The following is a 21,906-nucleotide window of genomic DNA, read 5'->3' as shown; positions in this document are numbered from 1 at the left end:
AGAGGATAGTTTTAAGTTTATTGGGTACTTTCTTATCAATGCCTATATTATTATCAACAGCTATAGCTGATGATATTCCACCAACAACAGCTGTGCCAATAAGTAAGGTTGTTGCTAATATATATTCTCAGGGATATGATGGAATTAATAAAATAAAGTATGATGATGGTGTTTATAAAGCAAAAGTCATTAATAAAGATGGTCAAGAGCAGAATTTATATATAGATCCAACAACAGGAGCTGTACCAGCCCAGAAATCTAAAGTAAAAGAAATAAATATGAGCCAAGCAATAAAAGCTGTACCTAAAGATAGATGTAAAACAATTACAGAAGTTAAAAATTCTAGAGGAGCTTTTAAAGTAGAGTGCTTAGACTCTAATAATCAAGAAGTTAATGTAGTTATTGATGCGATAAGCGGCAAAGTTTCTCAAGTCAGATATGATGATTAAATAAAAAGATTAATACAATCATTTAAGAATAAATATCCCTTCTGTGTTGGTTTGACGTGGTTATCTATAATTTCAAATAAGCCTTTATTTAAACCAACTTCTAGTTTCTCTTTAATAGTCTCTCTAGATAAAAATGTTTGTTTTTCAAATATATCTAAAGAGAAGCCATTTTTTAGTCTGAGTGTATTTAGCATAAACTCATAGATTAGCTCATGCTTTGTAACGATAGTAGAATCTTTTACAAAGTTTTTTGCCTGTGTGTATATCTTTGGATGTTTATGTTTCCAAGATCTTTTTATTTCTCGTGTTTTAAGATTTGTAACTTTGCTATGAGCTCCGGCACCGATACCAATATAGTCACCAAACATCCAGTAAGTAGAGTTATGTTTTGATTGTAGGTTGTTTTTTGCATATGCAGAAATTTCATATTGTTTATATCCAGCACTATCAAGAAGTTCTTTACCTGTTATTTCAATATTTTCTAAAGTTTCTTCATCTGGTAATTTTGGAGGTCTTGCTGCAAAGAGGGTGTTTGGTTCGATAGTTAGCTGATACCATGAAATATGTGTTGGTTGCATAGTTATGGCTTCTGAAATGTCAAAGATTCCGTCATCAAAGCTTTGATTTGGTAGACCATGCATAATATCTATATTAAAGTTTGAGATTTTTGATTCTTTTATTTCTTCGATAGTATTATAAACATTCTCAGTATTATGGATTCTGCCTAGAATTTTAAGCTTTTCATCTAGGAAGCTTTGGACGCCCAGTGATATTCTATTTATGCCAATATCTTGATAGCTTGAGATAGAACCTCTTTCTACTGTTCCAGGATTCATTTCTAAAGTTATTTCACAGTTACTACTAAGACTAGCATTTTTGTTGATATGCTCTAAGACTTTTCCAAGATACTCGGGTTTAAATAAAGAAGGTGTCCCACCGCCTACAAAGATACTAATTACCTCTCGACCTTGTAGATCATCAATATGACTATCAAAATCTGCAATAAGCTGTTTATAATATTGCTCTGATAAGTATAAATCATCTTTTATAGCATGTGAGTTAAAGTCACAATATGGACATTTGCGCACACACCAAGGAAAGTGAATATATATTGCTATTTGTTTATCTATTTCAAACATTATTATGCCTTAAAGATTAAGAATTTACTTACGATGAATGTGTAGATAGCAACTAGCCCCATAGTTATAAATAGAGCTAATAAATATTGTATTTTTAGAAGATGTAGGAGTATATAGTAAATGAATTCATTTAAGCATAAACCAATCATAACATTTATGAAAAATTGTGATGCAGCTTTTTTATGAGATTGTGTAGTCGTTGAGAACGTCAGAAACCTATGACCAAAATAACTAACATTAAAGGCAATTAAAAAAGCAAAGAAGTTAGCTACTAAAGGCCTAAAGATCTCCAACTCTACAAGAATCCATACGATAACGAAGTTTGTTATTGAGGCTAAAATGCCGACAAGAAGAAAGAAGGAAAGTTGTTTTTTTATCATTGCTTATGGAGTTTTATGTTTATTGTTTATATTATAACTATTAGTAATGATTTTATAAGAGAAAGTTGGAATGCAAATAATAAAATATCAATTAGGGGTTGTAGAAAAATTACCTTCATCAGCTAAATATATGATGTTCAATCTTAAAAAGGATGTAGATATAAACTTTGGTTTAAAAGTTTTGCAAAGATTTGTTGATGGTAAACGTGTCGTGGCAGGATTTGGTAATGATCTTTTGAAAATGTTTGATATACCTAAAGATGAAGATTATCAAAGAGTTAGGTTTAATAGTGAAAGAATGTCAGATGATGATGGATATGATTTAGTATTGTGGTTGCGCAATGATGATAGAGGTGAGTTGTTTCATAATGCTATAGATATTAGAAAAGCCCTTGGTGATTATTTTGATTTTGAGAAATCTATTTCAAGTTATACATATCATGGTAAATATGATCTTTCAGGTTTTGAAGATGGGATAGAAAATCCAAAAGGTGAAGAGGAAGTGCCAGCGGCTATAGCAACGAATGGCGATTTAGAAGGATCAAGCTTTTGGGTGCTTCAACAATGGCTACATGACTTTGACTGGTTAAACAGTGTTAGTCAAACACAGAAAGAAGAATGTATTGGCCGGTCACTAGATGATTCACATCAGTTCAAGGATTTAAAAGATTTTGCCCATGTAAAAAGGTCTGCAAAAGAAAATTTTGAACCAGAAGCATTACTTCTAAGAAAGTCGATGCCTTGGTCAGATGATAGCTTAAATGGAGGGTTTATGTTTTCGGCATTTGCTCCTTCATTTAGATCTTTTAATTTACAGATGGGAAATATGCTTGGTGGGAGCGATGGTATAGTTGATGGAGTATTTAAATTCTCTAAAATTATTAAAACTAACTATTTATGGTGTCCATCTTTTAAAAAGGGCAGATTAGATTTATCTTTATTTAAAAATTGATTAAGGAAAAGAAATGCAAAGAAAAGTATTTAAATGCTTATTGGTAATATTAATAGCAATTGGTTTAGTGGCTTGTGGTGAAAGCAAGAAAGAAACAAGTCAAAGTGTTACTTTTGCAGGCGATTATGCTAAGTCAGGATTTAAGCTAGGAGAGTATGTGTCGCAGCAAGGAGCTTTAAGCTTATCCGCGACCGAAGCAAAAATAACTTGTCCAGATGGATATGTTATTCCTTCTACTGTAAAGTTACCTAGCTTTCGCTCTAAACTGCCTCAAGCTACTTGCGATAGAAAAGGAGGTTGTCAAGCAGTTATGATACTACTTATGAATCCTAAAATTCTTACTGTTAAGAAAGTATCTATACCTGCTGATAAGCTAACCGATATGCAGGCAAATAATAAGGTAGCATTAGGAGCTATGTGCGTTAAAAAAGATCAGGTGGAGAATTGGGTTTAATTTGATAAAAGCAATATTGATAAAGCTAATTTGCTGCAACTTTATCTGCATCATCTGCATTTAACGCTAATATTTTTTGTGCTTGATGTGATAATAGCTTCTTAGCAGAGATATCAAAACCATATTCATGCATTAGATTTTCTAAAGAATTAAATGATTTAGTCTCATATAGTTTAATTTCTAGCTCAGTTATTTTATGAGCTTTTTTGAGAAAAGAGTTTATTAAAACCTCATTTTCTGTAATTGCATTAGTTGAGGCAAGTTTCATAAGCCAATAGCCAGGGTTATCTAAAAAACCATTACCTCCACGACCCCATTGAGCGCCTGTTTTGGCTTTTTTACTAGATAGTAAATAGACAACATCTTCAGGTTGTTGATCAAGAATTGCTAATATTCTTCCTGCTTGAGCTTGTATAATTTCAGCAGGTCTTATTTTAAAACCTAATTCGATCGCGATATTAGCAACTTCAGCTAGAGTTTTTGTGTTGTATAATTGTTTTTGTAAATCAGTATCGTTTGTTACTTTTGTAAAGAAACGTTTTAACTCTTCAGACATCATATAAGATTTTGGATAGTGCTTAATATTTTCCACCTCCAATTTCCATTCTTAGAGTTTAAGTCTTTAAATATCTTTTCAGAATAATTGTTAAATGTATATGAAATATTTAGCAATTCTAAAAAATGTAACTTGTTAAGTTATTATCATAAGGTTGGAAATAATGTTTTATTTTAAATAGCCTGATGAGAGTTTGAATTGAAAGCAAAGCTTTGAAGAGTTTTATTTTATATACAAATAAGCTTTTACAGGTTAAAATATACTTGTATGCAAAAAAATATGGTATCTACGGAGGTTAATAGCATGTCTGATATTAAAAATATCACTAAGCTTAATATAGAGGATAAAGGAAATAAATATTCTTTATATAGCTTAAAAAAACTTTCTCAAGAACTTGGTAAGGATGTAAATCGTTTACCATACTCAATTAGAGTATTACTTGAAAACCAATTAAGAAATATTGATGGTTACAAAGTAAAAGAAGAAGATATGAATAAGGTACTAAACTGGGATGCAAAAGCTAGTTCTAGACCTGAAATTCCACATATGCCTGCTAGAGTTGTAATGCAAGACTTTACAGGTGTTCCAGCAGTAGTTGATTTAGCAGCGATGAGAAAAGCTATCAAAGATGCTGGTGGAGATGCTGATAAAATTAACCCTCTTGTAGATACAGCAATGGTTATTGACCATTCTGTACAAGTAGATTATTACGGTACAAAAACAGCATTAGCACAAAACGTAGCTAAAGAATTTGAAAGAAATGGTGAAAGATATAGCTTACTTAAGTGGGCACAAAAAGCTTTTGATGATTTCACAGTTGTTCCACCTGGAATGGGTATTATCCACCAAGTAAACTTAGAGTATCTTGCAAAAGGTGCATTGGTTAAAAACATAGATGGTGAAAATATAATTTATCCAGATACTTTAGTTGGTACTGACTCTCATACTACTATGATCAATGGTGTTGGTGTTGTAGGTTGGGGTGTAGGAGGTATTGAGGCTGAAGCTGTAATGCTTGGTCAACCATATTATATGGTACTCCCAGATGTGGTTGGTGTTAAACTAACTGGTAAATTAAAAACTGGTGTAACAGCTACTGATTTGGTACTTGAGATTACAGAAGCACTTAGAAAACATGGTGTTGTAGGTAAGTTTGTTGAATATTATGGAGAAGGTTTAGAAAGCTTATCTCTTCCAGATAGAGCTACTATTGCTAACATGGCTCCAGAGTATGGTGCTACTATTGGTTTCTTCCCAGTTGATGAAGTAACACTAGACTTCTTTAACAATACAAATCGAGGTGAGCTAGTTGATGCAGCTCGTGAGATGTATAAAGAGCAGTTATTATTTAGAGAAAACCCAGTTGAAGAGCCTGAGTATTCTAGTATTGTAGAAATTAATTTATCAGATATTGAATCTAACCTTGCTGGTCCTAAGCGTCCACAAGATAGAGTTGCTTTCCATGATATGAAAAAAGCTTTTGAAGAAGCTTTAGTACATGAACAGGGTCTACATGGCTTTGGTTTAACACAAGAGCAGTTACAAAAATCTGCTGAAGTAAAAGGCCTTGATGAGACTATTACTCATGGTTCACTTGCTATTGCTGCAATTACATCATGTACAAATACATCAAACCCATCACTACTTTTAGGTGCTGGTTTACTTGCTAAAAAAGCAAATGAAAAAGGTTTAAAAGTTAAACCTTTTGTTAAGACTTCTTTAGCCCCTGGATCTCAAGTTGTAACTCAATATCTTGAGAAAGCAAACTTACTTCCAGAACTTGAGAATTTAGGCTTTAACCTTGTAGGTTATGGTTGTACTACATGTATAGGAAACTCAGGACCATTAGATCAACCAGTTATTGATGCTATTGATGAAGCAGATCTTGTAGTTGCTTCTGTAAGTTCTGGTAACCGTAACTTTGAAGGTCGTATTAATCCTTATGTTAAGGCAAACTACTTAGCATCACCAATTCATGTTGTAGCTTATGCTTTAGCTGGTACAGTTGATTTTGATCCTGTTGAAGATGCTATCGGTGTTGATGCTGAAGGAAATGATGTATATCTTGCAGATGTATGGCCAACTACTGAAGAAATTGCAGCTATTCAGTCTGATGTGATTAACTCAGCAATGTTTGAAAAAGCATATGCAACAGTACTTGATGGTACAGAAGATTGGCAAAAACTTGATGCTCCTGAAGGTAAACTATATGAGTTTGATAAATCTTCAACATATATTCAATGCCCAAGCTTCTTTGAGAAGTTTGCTGAAGGTAATGATAATTTAGATATTAAAGGAGCAAGAACTCTTTTAATGTTAGGTGATTCTGTAACTACGGATCATATATCTCCAGCTGGTGCGATACCTGAAGAATATCCTGCAGGACAATATCTAAAATCACATGGCGTTGAGAAAAAAGACTTCAACTCTTATGGCTCTCGTCGTGGTAACCATGAAGTTATGATGAGAGGTACTTTTGCAAATATCCGTATTCGTAACTTACTTTTAGATAATGTTGAAGGTGGTTTTACTAAGTATCATCTTGATGGTTCTCAACAGTATGTATTTGATGCGGCAATGAAATATAAAGAAAAAGATATTCCTCTTGTTATCTTAGCTGGTAAAGAGTATGGTACTGGTTCATCGCGTGACTGGGCTGCTAAAGGTACTTTCTTATTAGGTGTTAAAGCTGTTATTGCTGAGAGCTATGAGAGAATTCATAGATCAAATTTAGTGGGTATGGGCGTGTTACCTCTTGAATACGTTGATGGTCAAACTGCAAAAACTCTTGGTTTAGATGGTTCAGAAATGTTTAATATTAAAAACTTAAACAATATTCAACCTCGCCAAAGAGTTGTTGTTGAAGCTGTACACCCTGAGACTGCTCATACGACAACATTTGAAGCAAAAGCTCGTTTAGATGCAGATGTTGACGTTGATTATCTGAAAAATGGTGGTATTTTACAGACTGTTTTAAAAGATATGATGGATCAAAAAAAAAAGTCTAATTCAGTAGGTTCTGACTCATGTTCTGAAGGATCTTCAGATACTTCTTGCCCATTTGCAAAAATGGCTAATTTCTTTAAAAAAATATTTAAATAATTAATCTATTAAATTTCTTTAATTATCTATTTTTTAGTCTTTAATAGTGATAAAGTTTTATTATTACTATTAATTCAGATTTTATTTTCATTATGATAAGAAAACTACTAACTATTTGTGTGCAAAAGAAAGCATCGGACTTACATTTATCTTCTGGCTGCAGGGCTAAATATAGAATAGATGGTGATTTGATTGATATAGAATCAGCTCCAGTTTTGAATGATAAAATGATTTCTCAAATGCTTTTAGAAATAATGACAGATGATCAAAAAGAAGAGTTAGTCGACACTTATGAGTGTGATTTTTCTATTGATGATAAAGAAAATGATGCCAGATTTAGGGTTAATGCATTTTTTCACAATAGAGGATATGGAGCAGTCTTTCGTCGCTTAGAAAATAAAATTCCAACACTTGATCAATTTGGAGCTCCTAGGATTCTTAAGGAAGTGCAAGCTAAAAAAGGTGGTTTAATACTTGTAACAGGTCCTACTGGTTCAGGTAAAAGTAGTACTTTAGCCGCATTAGTTAATGAGATAAATCAAAAAGAGGACTCTCATATTTTAACTATTGAGGATCCAGTTGAATTTGTTCATGTTAGCCAAAGAGCATTAGTAAATCAACGTGAAGTAAAAAGAGATACTAAGAGTTTCAATGCAGCATTAAAATCAGCACTTAGAGAAGATCCGGATTGTATTCTTGTTGGTGAGATGAGAGATTTAGAGACTATTCGTTTAGCATTAGAAGCAGCTGAGACGGGACATTTGGTTTTAGGTACTTTACATACAATGTCAGCTATTAAAACAGTTGATAGGGTTATCTCGGTATTTCCTCCAGCTGAGCAAGAGTTAGTGCGTAATATGTTAGCTGAATCTTTACAGATTGTTATTTCTCAAAGACTACTTAAGCGTAAGGGTGGAGGACGAGTAGCTAGTTATGAAGTGCTTATCTCTAACTCAGGTATTAGAAATATGATAAAAGAGAATAAGCTTTCTCAGATATATACAGCATTACAGACTGGTACTTCAAAAGGTATGTCAACAATGGAGCATAGTATAGAGAATCTACTTAAAGCTGGAACTATAACACCAGAAGAAGCAGCTAAGTATATAGTTGTTAGATAATAAATTTTAGTAATGTAATTTTTCTTTCGTTTTCCCTCTGAATATATAGTAAGCATAACCAGTATATAGCAATAGCAACGGTATCATTATAATAGCTGGTATTAGTGTGAATAATAAAGTTGTATCGCTAGCTTGAGCTTGTAAGTAAGTTATCTTATAAGGGATTATATAAGGGAAGATAAGAGTCAACATGCTCATATAAGTAAATATAAAGATAGCAACTGCTAACCAGTAAGGTAAAGCATGGTTTTTCACCTCAACAGCTTTTATTAATATAAATGCGCTTATTAGAGTAAGTGCAAGTAGCTCTCCTAAAATTACCATTTTATAAAGATTATCAAAAGGAAGTTTAATGTATAATGGCGTAATTACTCCAATTATAAGCATCATAATAACTAGAATTTTAGAGCAGTTTTTAGCAAACTGTTTTGCTTTTGTAAATAGCTCGCCTTCAGTTTTTAGTATTAAGCGCGTAGCTCCTAATAGAGCATAACCAAAAATTAAAGTAATTCCTGTTACAGAAGAAAAACCAACATCATATAAAGCATTATGAGGAAATCCAACTATTAGCTCACCAACGATATAACCTTGTAGGAAAGTAGCTGCAAAAGAAGATATGAAAAATAGACGATCCCAGTTTTTGATACCTTTTTGTGAAGATTTTAGTCTAAACTCGAAGCATATTCCTCTTAGGAGTATCGTAACTACAAGCAAAATTGCCGATAAATATATTTTTGGAAAGATATATGCAAAGGCAATCGGGAACATACCATAAAAGCATGCTAGAGCAAAAACTAACCATGTTTGGTTACCATCCCATGTAGGTAATAAAATACTAGTTGCTATATCCCTTTGATGATCATCTAAAAAAGGAAATAATATTCCCATACCTAGAGCAAAACCATCTAAAATGACATATAAAAGTAGAGCGAACGCAATTATCATTAACCAAATTAGTGCTAAATCCATGACTTATTCCTCCTCGCTTACATTTTTTTCAACAGATTGAAAGTATGAGTAAGGCATTCTTTCTTCCCCTGGAGAATTTGGTCCACCCTTAATAATTCTGAGTAAATACTTGAAGTAAAAGTAACCAAATATAATGAAGTAAACAATTATTATTGATGTTAGTGATGCAAAAACTTGCCAGAAATTAATATCACTTACAGAATATTGTGTTCTAAGAATATTGTAAACAACCCAAGGCTGTCTACCAAATTCTGCGGTAAACCATCCTGTAATAATTGCAACAAAGCCTAATGGTGTTGCTAAAGTACAAAGTTTAAGGAACCATTTTGCAGAGTATACTTTTTTTCTTGCTAATAAAGTTGTACCGGCTAAACCAATTAAGATCATTAGAGTTCCAATACCAACCATTATTCTAAAGCTATAAAATACTACAGCAACGACTGGTCTATCTTTTTCAGGTACTGATTTTAAACCAATTAATTTACCATCAAGCTCATGGGTATTTATTAAAGATGCAAGTTTAGGGATTTCTATCGAGAATAGATTCTTCTCTTGAGATTCACTTGGGTATGCAAAAACTACAAAAGGAGCTCCTTTTTGAGTATTCCAAACCCCTTCTATAGCGGCAGTTTTTAGTGGTTGATTTTCATGTACCTCTCTACCAACATCATCACCAACCATAAGTTGACTCAAGCTTAATACTAGTATTGATATTACTGAAAACTTAACACAAGTCTTCGCAAAAGAGTGGTGCTTATCTTTTATTAGATAGTATGAGCTGACACCTAGTATAACCATTAGCGTACTCAGATAAGCTGCTAAAAGCATATGTATATATCTAGGGATCACGGATGGGTTAAATATCACGTGATACCAACTATAAACCTCAAATCTGCCGTTTATGTAGTTAACACCATCTGGAGTTTGCATCCAAGAGTTTGCTGACAATATCCAAAAAGCTGATAATGTAACACCAACAAAAATAGTGAAGTTTGCTAGAAAGTGTATATATTTGTTGATTCGTCCCCAACCAAAAATCATTATACCTAAAGCACCAGCCTCAATAAAGAATGCTGTAAGAACTTCATAAGTAAATAACGAGCCAAGTACAGGACCTACTTTTTCGGCAAAGCCTGCCCAGTTGGCACCAAACTGAAACTCCATAACAATACCCGAAACTACACCCATACCAAATGTTAGAGCGAATATTTTTGTCCAGAACTTGACTATGGATAAGTATTTATCGTTCTTTGTTATTAGCCATAGAGCTTCAAAGATCATCAGAAATGTCGATAATCCAATACTAAAGGCTGGAAATAGTATATGGAAGCTCACCGTGAAAGCAAATTGTATTCTTGATAGAATCTCGACCCAGTACATGAGAAAACCTCTTTTTTGTTTAGTTATTAAAATCTAGCCTCGTGGGCTAATGGTTTTCAGCTGGGAGGGCTAAATTTGTAACTATAGATTCTCATATTGTGATGGTATACTCAAGCAGGTTTCAATAATATTAATAAAATGTAATGTTCATTAGTATAGTTTTATCAATATAATTGTAAGTGACAAGAAGAAAGTATTATGAGGTACATGAAATGAAAATATTAATAGCAGGAGGTTCAGGATTTGTTGGTAGAGAGTTATCTAAGTATCTGAGTGTAAAGTATGATTTAACTCTTTTAACCAGGTCAGAAAAAAGAAACCTAGGTAATTATCATAATATGATTACATGGTCTAATCTGACAAAAGAGAATATTGCTAACTATGATATTGTGATAAATTTATGTGGTTATAATATTGGAGAAAAACGCTGGAGTAAGACTGTTAAAGAGAAAATATTAGCAAGTCGTATTGAGCCAACAAGTAAGTTGGTTGAACTTATCGGAGATAAAAATATTTGGCTAATGAATGCTAGTGCTATTGGATACTATAATTTCTCTAAACTAATCCAAGATGAGGATAATCATAATAGAGAATATGATAACTTAACATTTGGTCAAGAGGTTGTTGATAAGTGGGAGAAGTGTGTAGTTAGTTCTAAACTACAAAGATATACAATTTTCCGTTTTGGCGTAGTTATCGGCAATGGCGGAGCTTTACACAAGATGACTATGTCGGCTAAATTTGGTTTTATGACTATGTTAGGAAATGGGCATAACTATATGAGTTGGGTGAGTATTTATGATTTATGTAGAGCTTTTGAATTTGCGATAGATAATAAGTTTGATAATAAGGAAATATTTAATCTTACATCTCCGAATGTATGCCAACATCAAGTACTGATAAAGTTACTAAGAAAGTATTTAGCTAAAAAATATATTTTTAAAATGCCAACTTTTGCCGTTAAACTATTGTTTGGGCAGATGGGTGAAGAGCTATTGCTCTCAAGTCAAAATATAAAGCCAAATAAGCTGCTATCAAAAGGCTTTGTGTTTGAAGATCTAAAAATGCAGAAGGCTTTAGAAAGATATTTTTAAAAACTAACTATAAAGTAAAATATTTGTTATTAATCTACCGTTGGCTATCAGAATTGTAATCTGTAGGTATTTTTACAGTTACAGTAAGTCCTTTTTGGTTAGCATTATTTTTAGCATAAATTTTACCATGGTGGAGTCTTACTATTTCTGTAACTATTGCCAAACCTAGTCCACTACCTTCTTCACCAGTTCCAGTTTCACGATAGAATCTATCAAAAATGCGGTCAATATTTTCTGGAGGAACACCTATGCCACTATCTTTTATATCAACAGTTATGACATTACCCTCTTGATAAGAATGTATCTCAATATTTCCTCCGTTTGGAGTATATTTTATAGCATTTGAAATTAGGTTTTTAAATAGTATTCCAAGCAAATAGTCATTACTGTAGCAATAAATTTGATCCTTACATGGAAAGAATGAAACTTCAATATCTTTTTCAATTGCTTTGATAGCACTATCTGCAATAAATGTTTCAAGGGTTTTATTGATCATTAGTTTTTTTCCAAATGTGATTTGTTCATTTGGTTGAATTCGACTTAATGTTAATAGTTGGTCAATAATATGTGAATATCTATTTGTTGAGCTTTTAATTTTTACTAATTTTTGTTTAATTTCTTCAATATTATCTGAAGCAAGTGCAATTTCAACTAGTGTTTTGACTCCAGCAATAGGAGTTTTTAGTTCATGAGCTGCATCACCAGAGAAACGTTCTTCTCTTTCTAATATTTCATGGAATTTTTCAATAAGAGAGTTTATTTGCTCAACTAAAGATTTTATTTCATAGGGAATAATATCTTCATCAAGTTTTTCATTTTTACGAGGATTTATTTTTGCAACACGTTTGTTTATACGTTCAAGAGGGTGAAGGGCAGTTTTTAAAATATAATATATGAAGGCGATTAAAATGATGTAGGTTGAAGCTAATAGTATTGCAAATTTAAAAATTATTTGCCTAGAAACTTTGTCTTTAACATCATTGCTTGCAAATATTGTTATAATTTTGCCACTGTCTGTTTTTAGCGTGTAGGTATACCAGTGTCTTTGTTTCCCAGATGCACTACTGTAAAACCAGTCAAAGCCAGTTTTTGAGGCTATATTTTGATAATCCTTGTGGAAAATGGGAAGATTAGAGGTTTTTAATAATAACCTCTTATGCTTAGGATCATAAACAATAAATCCAGCACTTTCATTATGGTTTTTAATGTCTAGAAATGAAGAAGATATTTTATTAGCAATCATGTTTGTAGCAAATTTATCACGTTCTAAAGGGTATACTTTTAGGACTGTTTCGATAAGTTGAGCTGCAGATTTTAATTGATAGTCAAAAAGAGCATCATTTTGATGTTTAACTTGATAAAAGCTAAATATCGATATTACAAGCATAAACACAGCAAAAAAACTTGCGAAAGAAACTACTAAAAAACTTAGAATTGAGCCTTCTTTCTTATTTTTCATAAACATGCTATTTGTAGATTATTTATTTCATTGTTACATTATAAAGAATTTTGAAATTTATTATTAGTTTTATAGTTGTTATAATAATTTATAATGGTTAAAAAATAACGTAAGAGTGTATAGTTTTACTTAAATTTATATGAGCAAAATAGCTAAGCCTTTCTACACAAAATACTATGAGTGTGCAACTTTGTATTTTTATACAGAGGAAAACCTTAGGTTTGATCTTGTTATAACCTGCCCTCATGCAGAGCTTGGAAATAATTTCATCGAATTTGACTATCCTGCTATAAAGCAGCTAGTAAAATTAGAAAAAGAAGATTTTTATGACTTTTTATCTATTGAATATGACTTTGGAACATATTCTCTTAGCCATGCTATAGCTCAGAAATTGTATTCAGAATATGGCTTATATACTTTGATTATGGAGCCAACTTTTCCTCGCTCAATATTAGATGCTGGCAGATTATATCCAAACTGTTTAAGAAATATTATTGATTATGATCAGCATCCTGAGCTGAAAAAATCTTTAGTAAAACTCTATGATGAGTATATGCAAAAGCTTTGTCATGTTGTTGCAGTTGCTAAAAGCTATAATGCTATGTCTATAGACTTACACACAATGTCTAGTTATTCACCAAATGTTATCCAAGAGAGGTATTCTGAGGCAATAATAGAGACTCCAGAGACATTAAATGATTACATTGATTTATACAAAAAAGCACATATAGAGGGTGAAAAAAGAATAACAGAGCTTTTTACTGGAGATGCTCGTAATGGTATTTTTGCTTCTAAAGAACTACTAGAGTCTCTATCTTACGAGTTAGAAGCAATGGGTATAGATATCCAGTATGATAAACCATATATTCTTGCTGAACATTTAGTAGCACATTATCTTGTTTGTGAACTAGAAACTGTCTGCATTGACATACCTAAAGATCTTGTATCTAAAATAACAACAGATGATGAAAAATATGATATAGCTAATTTAGAAGTTGATCAAAAGAAATTAATATCAATGGCTGAAGCTTTTGCTAAGGCTATTGCCAGTACGCGTAAACAAAAACAATTAAAAGGTGCATAAGTTATGGCAATAAAAACAACAAACTCTATTTCTGAAAAAATTTGGGGCAAAAAAGCTATTCATATACCTAATACGACAGATATATATGGTGCAGATTTAGTTAGCTCTTTTGTGGATAAATATGTTACGCGTACATTATGCTTACTTGCGAAAGATCATAAAATAGTTTTACCTAAGAAAACCCAAGATGAAGTAGAAAAAATAGTTTCTTACTTTAATAAGATTGGCCTTGGTTATATAAATATGGATAACTTCATATTTTTACATAATGAGCACTATAGATTTTCAACAATTGTTATGAATTATGCTGATCAGATTTCAGAGTTTAGTGATCCTGAGTATACAAGTCTTGTACCTTTTACTTCAGCTACTGCAGTTGAATTACTAGGTATTAAATATAAGAAAGATTACGGATTGTCAGAAGCTCTTTCGCAATTTTTAAATGATAAGTCTTTCTTGAGACAAATGTTACATGATAAAGGTATCTTAGTTCCTAGTGTAAATATTATTTCTACAGTTTCTGATGAGGATTATGTTAAAAAAGCATTGAAAATATATCGTAAGTACGAAAATAAAGGTATATATGAATGTGCTGTAATTATGCCTAGAGCTTGTTCAGGATATGGTATTCATCGTTTTCAAAGTGAAAAAGAGTTACGAGAAATTCTAAAACTTATGCGAAGAGTAGAAATATTCATGATTGATCCATGGTTAGATAATCTTGGATCTCCTGCTTTTCAAGTTAGTATCGCGGATAAGAAAGAAGACGATATTTGCTTAGGACTTAGTGATCAAATGCTAGATGGCCAGACTCATTTAGGAAACAAATATAAGTCCGAATTTAGTGATGAGCCGGCTGTTATTGAAATGTGTGATGAGGTGACAGAGATCCTACGTGATATGGGCGTTAGAGGAATTGTAGGAGTTGATCTTTTGATACGTAAGATAGATGGCAAAATAGTCCCATATATTTTAGAGGTTAATGCTAGGCAGACTGGAGCAATATATGCAGGATTCTTAGCTTATGAACTACGTAATGGAGAAGAAAAACCATGGGTTGGGCATAATAATGTAGTTGTACCCAAAGGTTCAAGTATAGAGGATTATCATGAGTATTTAAAATCAAAAGATATAGATTATACTTATGGTGATAATGAAGGAGTTATTATAACTTGTATAGGAAACCTTGAATTAAACCATAAGGTAATGATTTTAGTTATTGCTGATACGGATGACCGTTTAAATGAAATTCTTGATATAGCAACTTCTTTTGAATAAATATTATCCCTATATAATTTTTTACTCATGATATAGTTTGAAAATAGTCTAGAGATGTATTTAGGTATTTTTCAATTATTTTATTGCTTGAAGAATACCAGTAATTATCATTTGTGTGCCAATAATTGTTAGTATCATTCCCATAAGTCTTTCAACCGCTTTCATGCCTCTATTTCCTAAAATGCGTTTTAGAAAAGGAGCAATTAAAAGAATTAGTAACGTAGAAAAGCAAGCTAAGCTTATTGATAACCAACTTAATAGTGCGCCTATAGAGTTATGCTGAGCTATGATCATTACCATTGCAATACTTGAAGGGCCAGCCATCAATGGTGTTGCTAATGGTACAATAAAAGGATCAGAGTCATCTTCTTGCTTCATATTTTCATTAGTAGGGTATATCATTTTTAATGCCATAATAAATAAAATCACACCACCTGAAACTTGTACCGCTGCAACTGAGATATTCATCAAGCTTAAAATAGTTTTGCCACAAAAAAAGAACAAACTAAGTATAAGAAAAGCAATTATCATTTCTCTGATAATTATCTTTCTTTGATCAATACTATTGTATTTTCTAAGTATACTTAAAAATATAGGAATATTTCCAATCCCATCTGTTAATAGAAATATTGTTACAAATATCGTATAAAAGTTCATAATTTATTCTCAATGTATTATAAAAGTTGATTTATCTATTAGCTTAAAGTTTTTCAGCGTTCAAGGTCAATATTATATATTCAAACGTTCTTAAATCTATTTTTCTACTTTATTAGAGTCACTTTTAAATACTAGTGACGTCATATTTATTTGAATGTATGTAATCTACCATATCATTTTTATTGATGCTACTTCCTTTAGCATGTATCGTTTATATTGCTATAAAAAAACATAAATTAATAATAGTTAATAGAGCATCAATCTTCTTGCTTTAGTTTTGGGAGAGTGTCAAAATTGAGAATAATTAGTATTAATGGTTTTAATAATATTATATGAGTAAAATATCTATAGGTGTAAGTAGCTGTTTAGTTGGCAATAATGTTCGTTATAATGGCGGAAATTGCCATAAATCATATATTACAGGAGTATATGCAAATTATTTTGATTACAAAGTAGTTTGTCCAGAAGTTGCTGCAGGATTAGGTGTGCCAAGGCCAACACTATTTTTAGTTGAAGATATAGAAAAAGATATTTTAGCTGTTAAAACTAATAAAACTCATGTTGATGTCACAGATAAACTTAAACAAGCAGTTGATAAATTAGTATCAAATTTAGGTACTGTCTATGGTTTTATTTTAAAAGCTAAGTCACCAAGCTGTGGAGTAGCAACTGCTAGAGTGTTTGATGAGAGTCATGGTTATACTGGTAAAAAAGCAGATGGCTTGTTTGCTAGAGCTCTTAAGCAGTATGATCCACTCTTACCAATAGAGGATGATGGTAAGCTTACAGATAAGACACTAAGGGACCATTTTCTACGTAAAGTATTTTGCTATTATGATTTAAGAACTACTTTTATGGCTTGTTCAAACATTACTGAAATGATGGAATATCATTCAAAGCATAAAATTTTACTGCGGATGCATAATAATAAAGTAAAAAAAGTTTTAGGTCATATGCTTTCTGAAGCTGGCAATAGAGCTGATATAAATGAACTTAAGCAAAAATATGTAGAGTTATTTATGCAAGCAATAGCATCTCCAGCTAAAAGAGGGGCTCATTATATGGCGTTGCAGAATGTTTTACGTGAGATAAATAAAAAACTTTCTAAATCTCAACGTCAATACCTCCAAGAGATATTAAACAAATACAAAGATTGTAAGGTTTCGTGGGATGTTCCTGTTAGTATTATAAAAATGTATCTTTTAGAAATTGAGTTACCTTACTTAAATAAGCAAAGCTATCTAAATCCTTATCCGGAAGAACTTATAATTTAAGCATTAATCTCTTTTGGAAGGAAGAAAGCAAAAGGTATACAAATTAGCAGTAAACCCGATAAAATTGCTATGATTATATCAAAAGATTGATTATAGGATAGTGTATGAGCTACTCCCTGTGAAAGAGAAAGTATATAGCCAATACCTGGCAATAGAATAACAGGTAATATATTATTTATCATATTTACACCAGCAGTGCTTGATGCTGAAGTACCAGGAGGCGATACGATTTTTGCTATAGCAAAAGTTATTGCTTGAGGACCAGCCATAATGCCTAAAGCTAAATATGAAACTATAAAAACATTTTTGCTCATAGGTATATACGCTATAGCTATTATTAGTAAGCCTGATGATAGCAAGCTTAGAATCAATAAAAACCTAAATCGATTAGTGTAAGCACTAATAATTCCAAATACTGCAAAGCCGATAGCAGCACCGGCGAATAAAAAACTATTTAAATGAGATGCTATTGATTGAGTAACATTTAGCTTAACTTCTATTAGGTTAACTCCCCATAGAGACCCAAGAACATTTATAGGCATAAAAATACTAGCACCGATTAAGCTAGCAATCCAAAACTTAGGATTCATTATTATTTTAAATAATTTTATAATAGTTTCAGAAAAACTTGCTTGACTGAAGTGTGTAAATTTCTCGACATGTTTTTTGTTGTCTTTGATGAAGATAACTATTAGTAAGAAAAGAACTACTCCAAAGTATGTGAAGATATCGTTACCTTGTTTCCAGCCAAGATTCTCTACTAAGTTTGAAAGAAATACATCTGTGAATAATCCACCAAGGATACCAATAACAGTTGTAAAACCTATAAATGTTGAGAAAAATCTCTGTGGTAACCACATACCAGCCATCTTAGCAGCACCAATAAAGCCAAATGCTGAACCAACTCCCATTAATATTCTGCCAAAAAAAGCGATTTCATAATAGTTAGTAGCAGAAAATAAATAGTTTCCTAGAACACAAAGAGCTGTAGCAATACTTATTACTACTTTACGGTTATATTTATCTAATATAACTCCCGCGGGAATTTGCATAATAGTATAAGAAATAAAATATGCTGAGGAAAGCCAGCCAATCTTGGCATCACCAATATTAAAAGCAGTTTTAAGGTCTTCAGCCATTACCCCAGGAGCTGCTCGAATAAAGAAATCATAACTATAATTTAAAGTTGCTATTAAACATATTACCCATGCGATAGTAATCAAGAGTTTTGATTTAGGTAAGTGTGATTCATCCATAAGAAAATCATTAATTTAATGTTTCAAAGATATTAGCATACCAAAGAAATATTAATTATTCAAAACAGAACTTTTATTTGGCTTGTATATATTTAAGATTTTTATATTAAGTAATGAATATTAGGTAATGTTTATAACAAAGACTAAATTTAAGAGAAAGATAAATTTATTAGTGGCTTGAGTCGTTTTCGCTAAGTTCATCAACTATTTTTTGCTGTTCGATATCTAGCTCAACAGATTTTGATTTATCACTAGCGATATACATATAAACAACAGGCAGTACAAATAGTGAGAAAATCGCCCCAACAACTAGACCACTTGAAATAACAACACCGATACAGTTTCTACTTACTGCACCAGCGCCAGAAGAGGTAACAAGAGGTATTACACCAACAACCATAGCTGACACAGTCATTAATATTGGTCTTAGACGTTGAGATGATGATGTAACAATTGCATCATATTTGTTTAATCTTTCATGCTTTTGTAAATGGTTAGCAAACTCAACAACCATAATACCTTGTTTTGATATTAACCCTATTAGTGTTACTAGACCAAGTTGGGTGTAGATGTTCAGTGAGGCCCAGTTCGCACCAATATATTGTCCAAAATATAATGGTATCAAGGCTCCTGAAATAGCCATTGGAATAGTTACTAAAATAACTAATGAATCTCTAAAGCTTTCAAACTGAGCAGATAATGCTAAGAAAATTAGTACAATTGCAAAAGCAAAAGCTACCATCATAGTACTACCATTTTCGACATATTGACGAGCTGAGCCAGAGAAGTTGTATGAGAATCCTGCAGGAAGTTCATCTCTAACAGCACTTTTAACATAGTCAATAGCCTGTCCTTGGGTAACACCAGGTGACATAACGGCAGAGATAGTAGCAGAGTTTAGTTGTTGGAAAGTATTTTGTGTTAGTGGTTGACCTTTTGTTTTAAATGTCATTAATGCTGATAGTGGAACTTCAGAGTTAAATAGGTCTGAAGCATCATCTGAGCGGATAAAGATATTTCCTAGTTGCTCTTGCGTTAACATCTCATTTCTAGCTAACTGAGGAATTACTTGGAAACTATAGCCTCTAAGGAAGAAATAATTTATATAGCCACCAGCATATGACGAACCAAGTGTTTTGGCGATATCAGCCATTGTGATTCCTAAGATTCCCGCTTTTTCACGATCTATGTCTATATCAACAATAGGGTTATCAAATTTAAGGTCACTTTGTGCAAAAACAAATAACCCACTCTTCATCATTTTATCAATCACTTTATTAGTTATATCATTTATAGCTTCATAATCATTAACACTTTGAATAACTATAGAAATTGGAGCTCCTCGAGGAATTCCTGGTAGAGAAGGCATTTGTTGTACATATGTTTGTATACCTGGTAATTCAGTCACCTTAGATTGTATTAAATTAGCTGCTTTTTGCTGTAAAATTTTTCTATCATCCCAAGGTTGCATAATAAATCCACCAAAGATTACATTAGAACCCATTACACCATTTAGGATAAAAGTATCTTGCTTACCAGGTATTTCATCTAGAGATTTGTTTAGTTCTTTACCAAAGGCTTCTAAATAGTTAATATTCGCAGAGGAAGGTGTTTGACCCATTACTGCGATAAACCCTTGATCTTCAGTCGGAGCCAGTTCTGACTTTATGCCTGTACCCATTATGAAACAGCTAATAAGAACGATAACTCCCATAATAGCAATAGCTGGCTTTATATCTAAAACAAATATAAGTAAAGCCTTATATTTTGCAGTTAATTTACTAAATACTGAATCTACAAATTTTACTAATTTAGTGCTCATCATTTGGCGATTAAGTACTTTTGAACACATCATTGGAGATAGTGTGTAGGCAACTACACCAGATATGAGTACAGCGCCAGCAAGTGAATAAGCAAACTCAGTAAATAATTGGCCTGTAAAACCACCCATCATTCCAATAGGGGCATATACGACTAATAGGGTCAGAGTCATCAATATTACAGGGTTAGCAATCTCTCTAGCACCTTTGATAGCTGCTGGGAAAGGATCCATTCCTTCTTCAATGTGACGATAAATGTTCTCAAGTACAACAATAGCATCATCAACTACCAAACCTATGGCAAGAATCATTGCTAATAAGGTTAAAAGATTTATCGAGAATCCCATCATACTCATTAAGAAAAAGGAGCCTATAATTGATAAAGGAATAGCTATTACAGGTACAACAATTGCTCTTAATGATCCCAAAAATAGGAACATCACGACAGATACGATAATAATTGCTTCAACAAGGGTGTGAATAACTTCTTCAATTGAGCTTTCAATATATAATGTACTATTATAAGCAATATTAACATCTAAGCCATTTGGTAAGGCTGCTTTAATATTAGGCAACTCTTTTACAAGGTTGGCAACTACTGAAAGGGGGTTTTCTTCAGGTGAAACTACAGCACCTGCAAGTACAGCGTTTTTACCATCAAAGTATACTGATGAGTTATAGTCTTGAGCACCTAGCTCTACTTTTGCGACATCTTTTAGTCTAACGACTTGATTATCACTTTTTTTGATAATAAGGTTCTCATAGTCCTGAGCCTTAGACATACTTGTTTCAGGATTTAATGTGTAATTTAGATATGGCCCCTGTATTTGACCACCAGCTGAAACTAAACTATTGGATTCAATTGCCTGAGATAGCTCGCCAGGAGTTATGCCATATTCCGCCATACGTGATTTATTTGGATATATACGCATTGCATAAGGTTTATTACCCCATACATCTATTTCTGATAATCCGCCTTGGGCAAGTAGTTTTGGTGTTAACTCAGAATTTATATAAGCTGATATTTCTGAAGTACTCATTGTTTTACTCGTGAAAGCAAGAATTAATGAGGGGAAGTTATCTGCTGGATTTAACTTAATTGCAGGAGAGTAAGCATCTTTTGGGAGTTTGTTAAGTACTGAGTTTACGTTTTGTACAACTTCAGATAAAACATCGTTAGAGTTATAGCCAAGTTTAACATATACAGTAATTGTACTAGTTCCTAAAGCCGACTCAGATGTCATGTAGTCGATACCTTTTGATGAACCAACAGCTGATTCTATTGGTCTAGTTACAAATGCCTGAATTGTTGCTGGGTTTGCACCAGGGTATGAAGTGGTAACTGTAATAGTTGCACTATCGATATAAGGGTATTGTCTGATTTGAAGACCAAAAAATGAGCCGACTCCAACAACAATAATCATAAAACTGATTGAAAGAGATAAGACAGGTCTTCTTATGAAAATATCAATAAGACGCATT

At 32.4% G+C, this 21,906-nt stretch carries 18 protein-coding genes; 9 read left to right on the top strand and 9 right to left on the bottom strand.

Going from position 1 to position 21,906, the window contains the following annotated elements; all coding sequences use genetic code 11:
• Positions 1-38: 38 nt before the first annotated feature.
• Entirely contained in the window at positions 39-449 is a 411-nt protein-coding gene (locus F7310_RS09320; protein WP_414654041.1) for a PepSY domain-containing protein, read from the top strand.
• On the opposite strand, the gene hemW is transcribed toward F7310_RS09320, so the two are convergent.
• Positions 446-1,588, bottom strand: a complete 1,143-nt coding sequence (gene hemW / locus F7310_RS09315) for a radical SAM family heme chaperone HemW (RefSeq protein ID WP_072713312.1) — start codon at positions 1,586-1,588, stop codon at positions 446-448. The two genes, F7310_RS09320 and hemW, sit on opposite strands and share 4 nt — an antisense overlap.
• A gap of 2 nt (positions 1,589-1,590) precedes the next feature.
• Entirely contained in the window at positions 1,591-1,968 is a 378-nt protein-coding gene (locus F7310_RS09310; protein WP_072713311.1) for a GtrA family protein, read from the bottom strand.
• Between the two features lie 70 nt (positions 1,969-2,038).
• Here F7310_RS09310 and F7310_RS09305 point away from each other — a divergent pair, with 70 nt between their 5' ends.
• Together F7310_RS09305 and F7310_RS09300 are read left to right on the top strand one after the other, a co-directional pair.
• Positions 2,039-2,920: a Dyp-type peroxidase gene (locus tag F7310_RS09305; protein ID WP_072713310.1), complete on the top strand. Its 882-nt coding sequence runs from the start codon at positions 2,039-2,041 to the stop codon at positions 2,918-2,920.
• Between the two features lie 13 nt (positions 2,921-2,933).
• Positions 2,934-3,374: a hypothetical protein gene (locus tag F7310_RS09300; protein WP_072713309.1), complete on the top strand. Its 441-nt coding sequence runs from the start codon at positions 2,934-2,936 to the stop codon at positions 3,372-3,374.
• A 25-nt stretch (positions 3,375-3,399) separates the two neighbouring features.
• On the opposite strand, the gene F7310_RS09295 is transcribed toward F7310_RS09300, so the two are convergent.
• Positions 3,400-3,966: a Nif11-like leader peptide family natural product precursor gene (locus F7310_RS09295; protein ID WP_072713308.1), complete on the bottom strand. Its 567-nt coding sequence runs from the start codon at positions 3,964-3,966 to the stop codon at positions 3,400-3,402.
• Between the two features lie 267 nt (positions 3,967-4,233).
• Here F7310_RS09295 and acnA point away from each other — a divergent pair, with 267 nt between their 5' ends.
• Positions 4,234-7,032, top strand: a complete 2,799-nt coding sequence (acnA, locus tag F7310_RS09290) for an aconitate hydratase AcnA (protein ID WP_072713307.1) — start codon at positions 4,234-4,236, stop codon at positions 7,030-7,032.
• 92 nt (positions 7,033-7,124) lie between these two features.
• On the top strand, positions 7,125-8,153 hold the full coding sequence (locus F7310_RS09285; protein WP_072713306.1) for a type IV pilus twitching motility protein PilT: 1,029 nt from the start codon (positions 7,125-7,127) through the stop codon (positions 8,151-8,153).
• A gap of 6 nt (positions 8,154-8,159) precedes the next feature.
• On the opposite strand, the gene F7310_RS09280 is transcribed toward F7310_RS09285, so the two are convergent.
• Positions 8,160-9,122, bottom strand: a complete 963-nt coding sequence (locus F7310_RS09280; protein WP_072713305.1) for a cytochrome d ubiquinol oxidase subunit II — start codon at positions 9,120-9,122, stop codon at positions 8,160-8,162.
• A gap of 3 nt (positions 9,123-9,125) precedes the next feature.
• On the bottom strand, positions 9,126-10,502 hold the full coding sequence (locus F7310_RS09275) for a cytochrome ubiquinol oxidase subunit I (protein WP_072713304.1): 1,377 nt from the start codon (positions 10,500-10,502) through the stop codon (positions 9,126-9,128).
• A 212-nt stretch (positions 10,503-10,714) separates the two neighbouring features.
• On the opposite strand from F7310_RS09275, the gene F7310_RS09270 reads away from it, so the two are divergent.
• Complete coding sequence (locus F7310_RS09270; RefSeq protein ID WP_072713303.1) at positions 10,715-11,596, top strand: TIGR01777 family oxidoreductase; 882 nt, start codon at positions 10,715-10,717, stop codon at positions 11,594-11,596.
• Between the two features lie 34 nt (positions 11,597-11,630).
• Here F7310_RS09270 and F7310_RS09265 read toward each other — a convergent pair whose 3' ends face one another.
• Positions 11,631-13,061: a sensor histidine kinase gene (locus tag F7310_RS09265; protein WP_072713302.1), complete on the bottom strand. Its 1,431-nt coding sequence runs from the start codon at positions 13,059-13,061 to the stop codon at positions 11,631-11,633.
• A gap of 133 nt (positions 13,062-13,194) precedes the next feature.
• Between F7310_RS09265 and F7310_RS09260 the strand changes: the two genes are divergently transcribed.
• Positions 13,195-14,139, top strand: a complete 945-nt coding sequence (locus F7310_RS09260; RefSeq protein WP_072713301.1) for a hypothetical protein — start codon at positions 13,195-13,197, stop codon at positions 14,137-14,139.
• Positions 14,140-14,142: 3 nt separating this feature from the next.
• A complete protein-coding gene (locus tag F7310_RS09255; protein ID WP_072713300.1) occupies positions 14,143-15,417 on the top strand; it encodes an ATP-grasp domain-containing protein in 1,275 nt (424 codons plus the stop codon).
• Between the two features lie 75 nt (positions 15,418-15,492).
• Here the strand turns inward: F7310_RS09255 and F7310_RS09250 are convergent, their stop codons facing one another.
• Positions 15,493-16,074: a MarC family protein gene (locus F7310_RS09250; protein ID WP_072713299.1), complete on the bottom strand. Its 582-nt coding sequence runs from the start codon at positions 16,072-16,074 to the stop codon at positions 15,493-15,495.
• Positions 16,075-16,406: 332 nt separating this feature from the next.
• On the opposite strand from F7310_RS09250, the gene F7310_RS09245 reads away from it, so the two are divergent.
• Positions 16,407-17,348, top strand: coding sequence for a YbgA family protein (locus F7310_RS09245; protein ID WP_072713298.1), 942 nt, complete (start codon positions 16,407-16,409; stop codon positions 17,346-17,348).
• Here F7310_RS09245 and F7310_RS09240 read toward each other — a convergent pair.
• Together F7310_RS09240 and F7310_RS09235 are read right to left on the bottom strand one after the other, a co-directional pair.
• Positions 17,345-18,604 (bottom strand): MFS transporter, encoded by a 1,260-nt coding sequence (locus F7310_RS09240; RefSeq protein WP_072713297.1) that lies wholly within the window; start codon positions 18,602-18,604, stop codon positions 17,345-17,347. The genes F7310_RS09245 and F7310_RS09240 overlap by 4 nt on opposite strands.
• A 169-nt stretch (positions 18,605-18,773) precedes the next feature.
• Positions 18,774-21,905 carry an efflux RND transporter permease subunit gene (locus tag F7310_RS09235; protein ID WP_072713296.1) on the bottom strand — a complete coding sequence of 1,044 codons (3,132 nt, stop codon included), beginning with the start codon at positions 21,903-21,905 and terminating at the stop codon, positions 18,774-18,776.
• Position 21,906: the final 1 nt, after the last annotated feature.

The organism is Francisella uliginis, from assembly GCF_001895265.1.
Classification (GTDB): Bacteria; Pseudomonadota; Gammaproteobacteria; order Francisellales; family Francisellaceae; genus Francisella; species Francisella uliginis.
The sequence above is the reverse complement of the archived record's forward strand: the minus strand, read 5'-3'. Positions and strand labels throughout refer to the sequence as shown.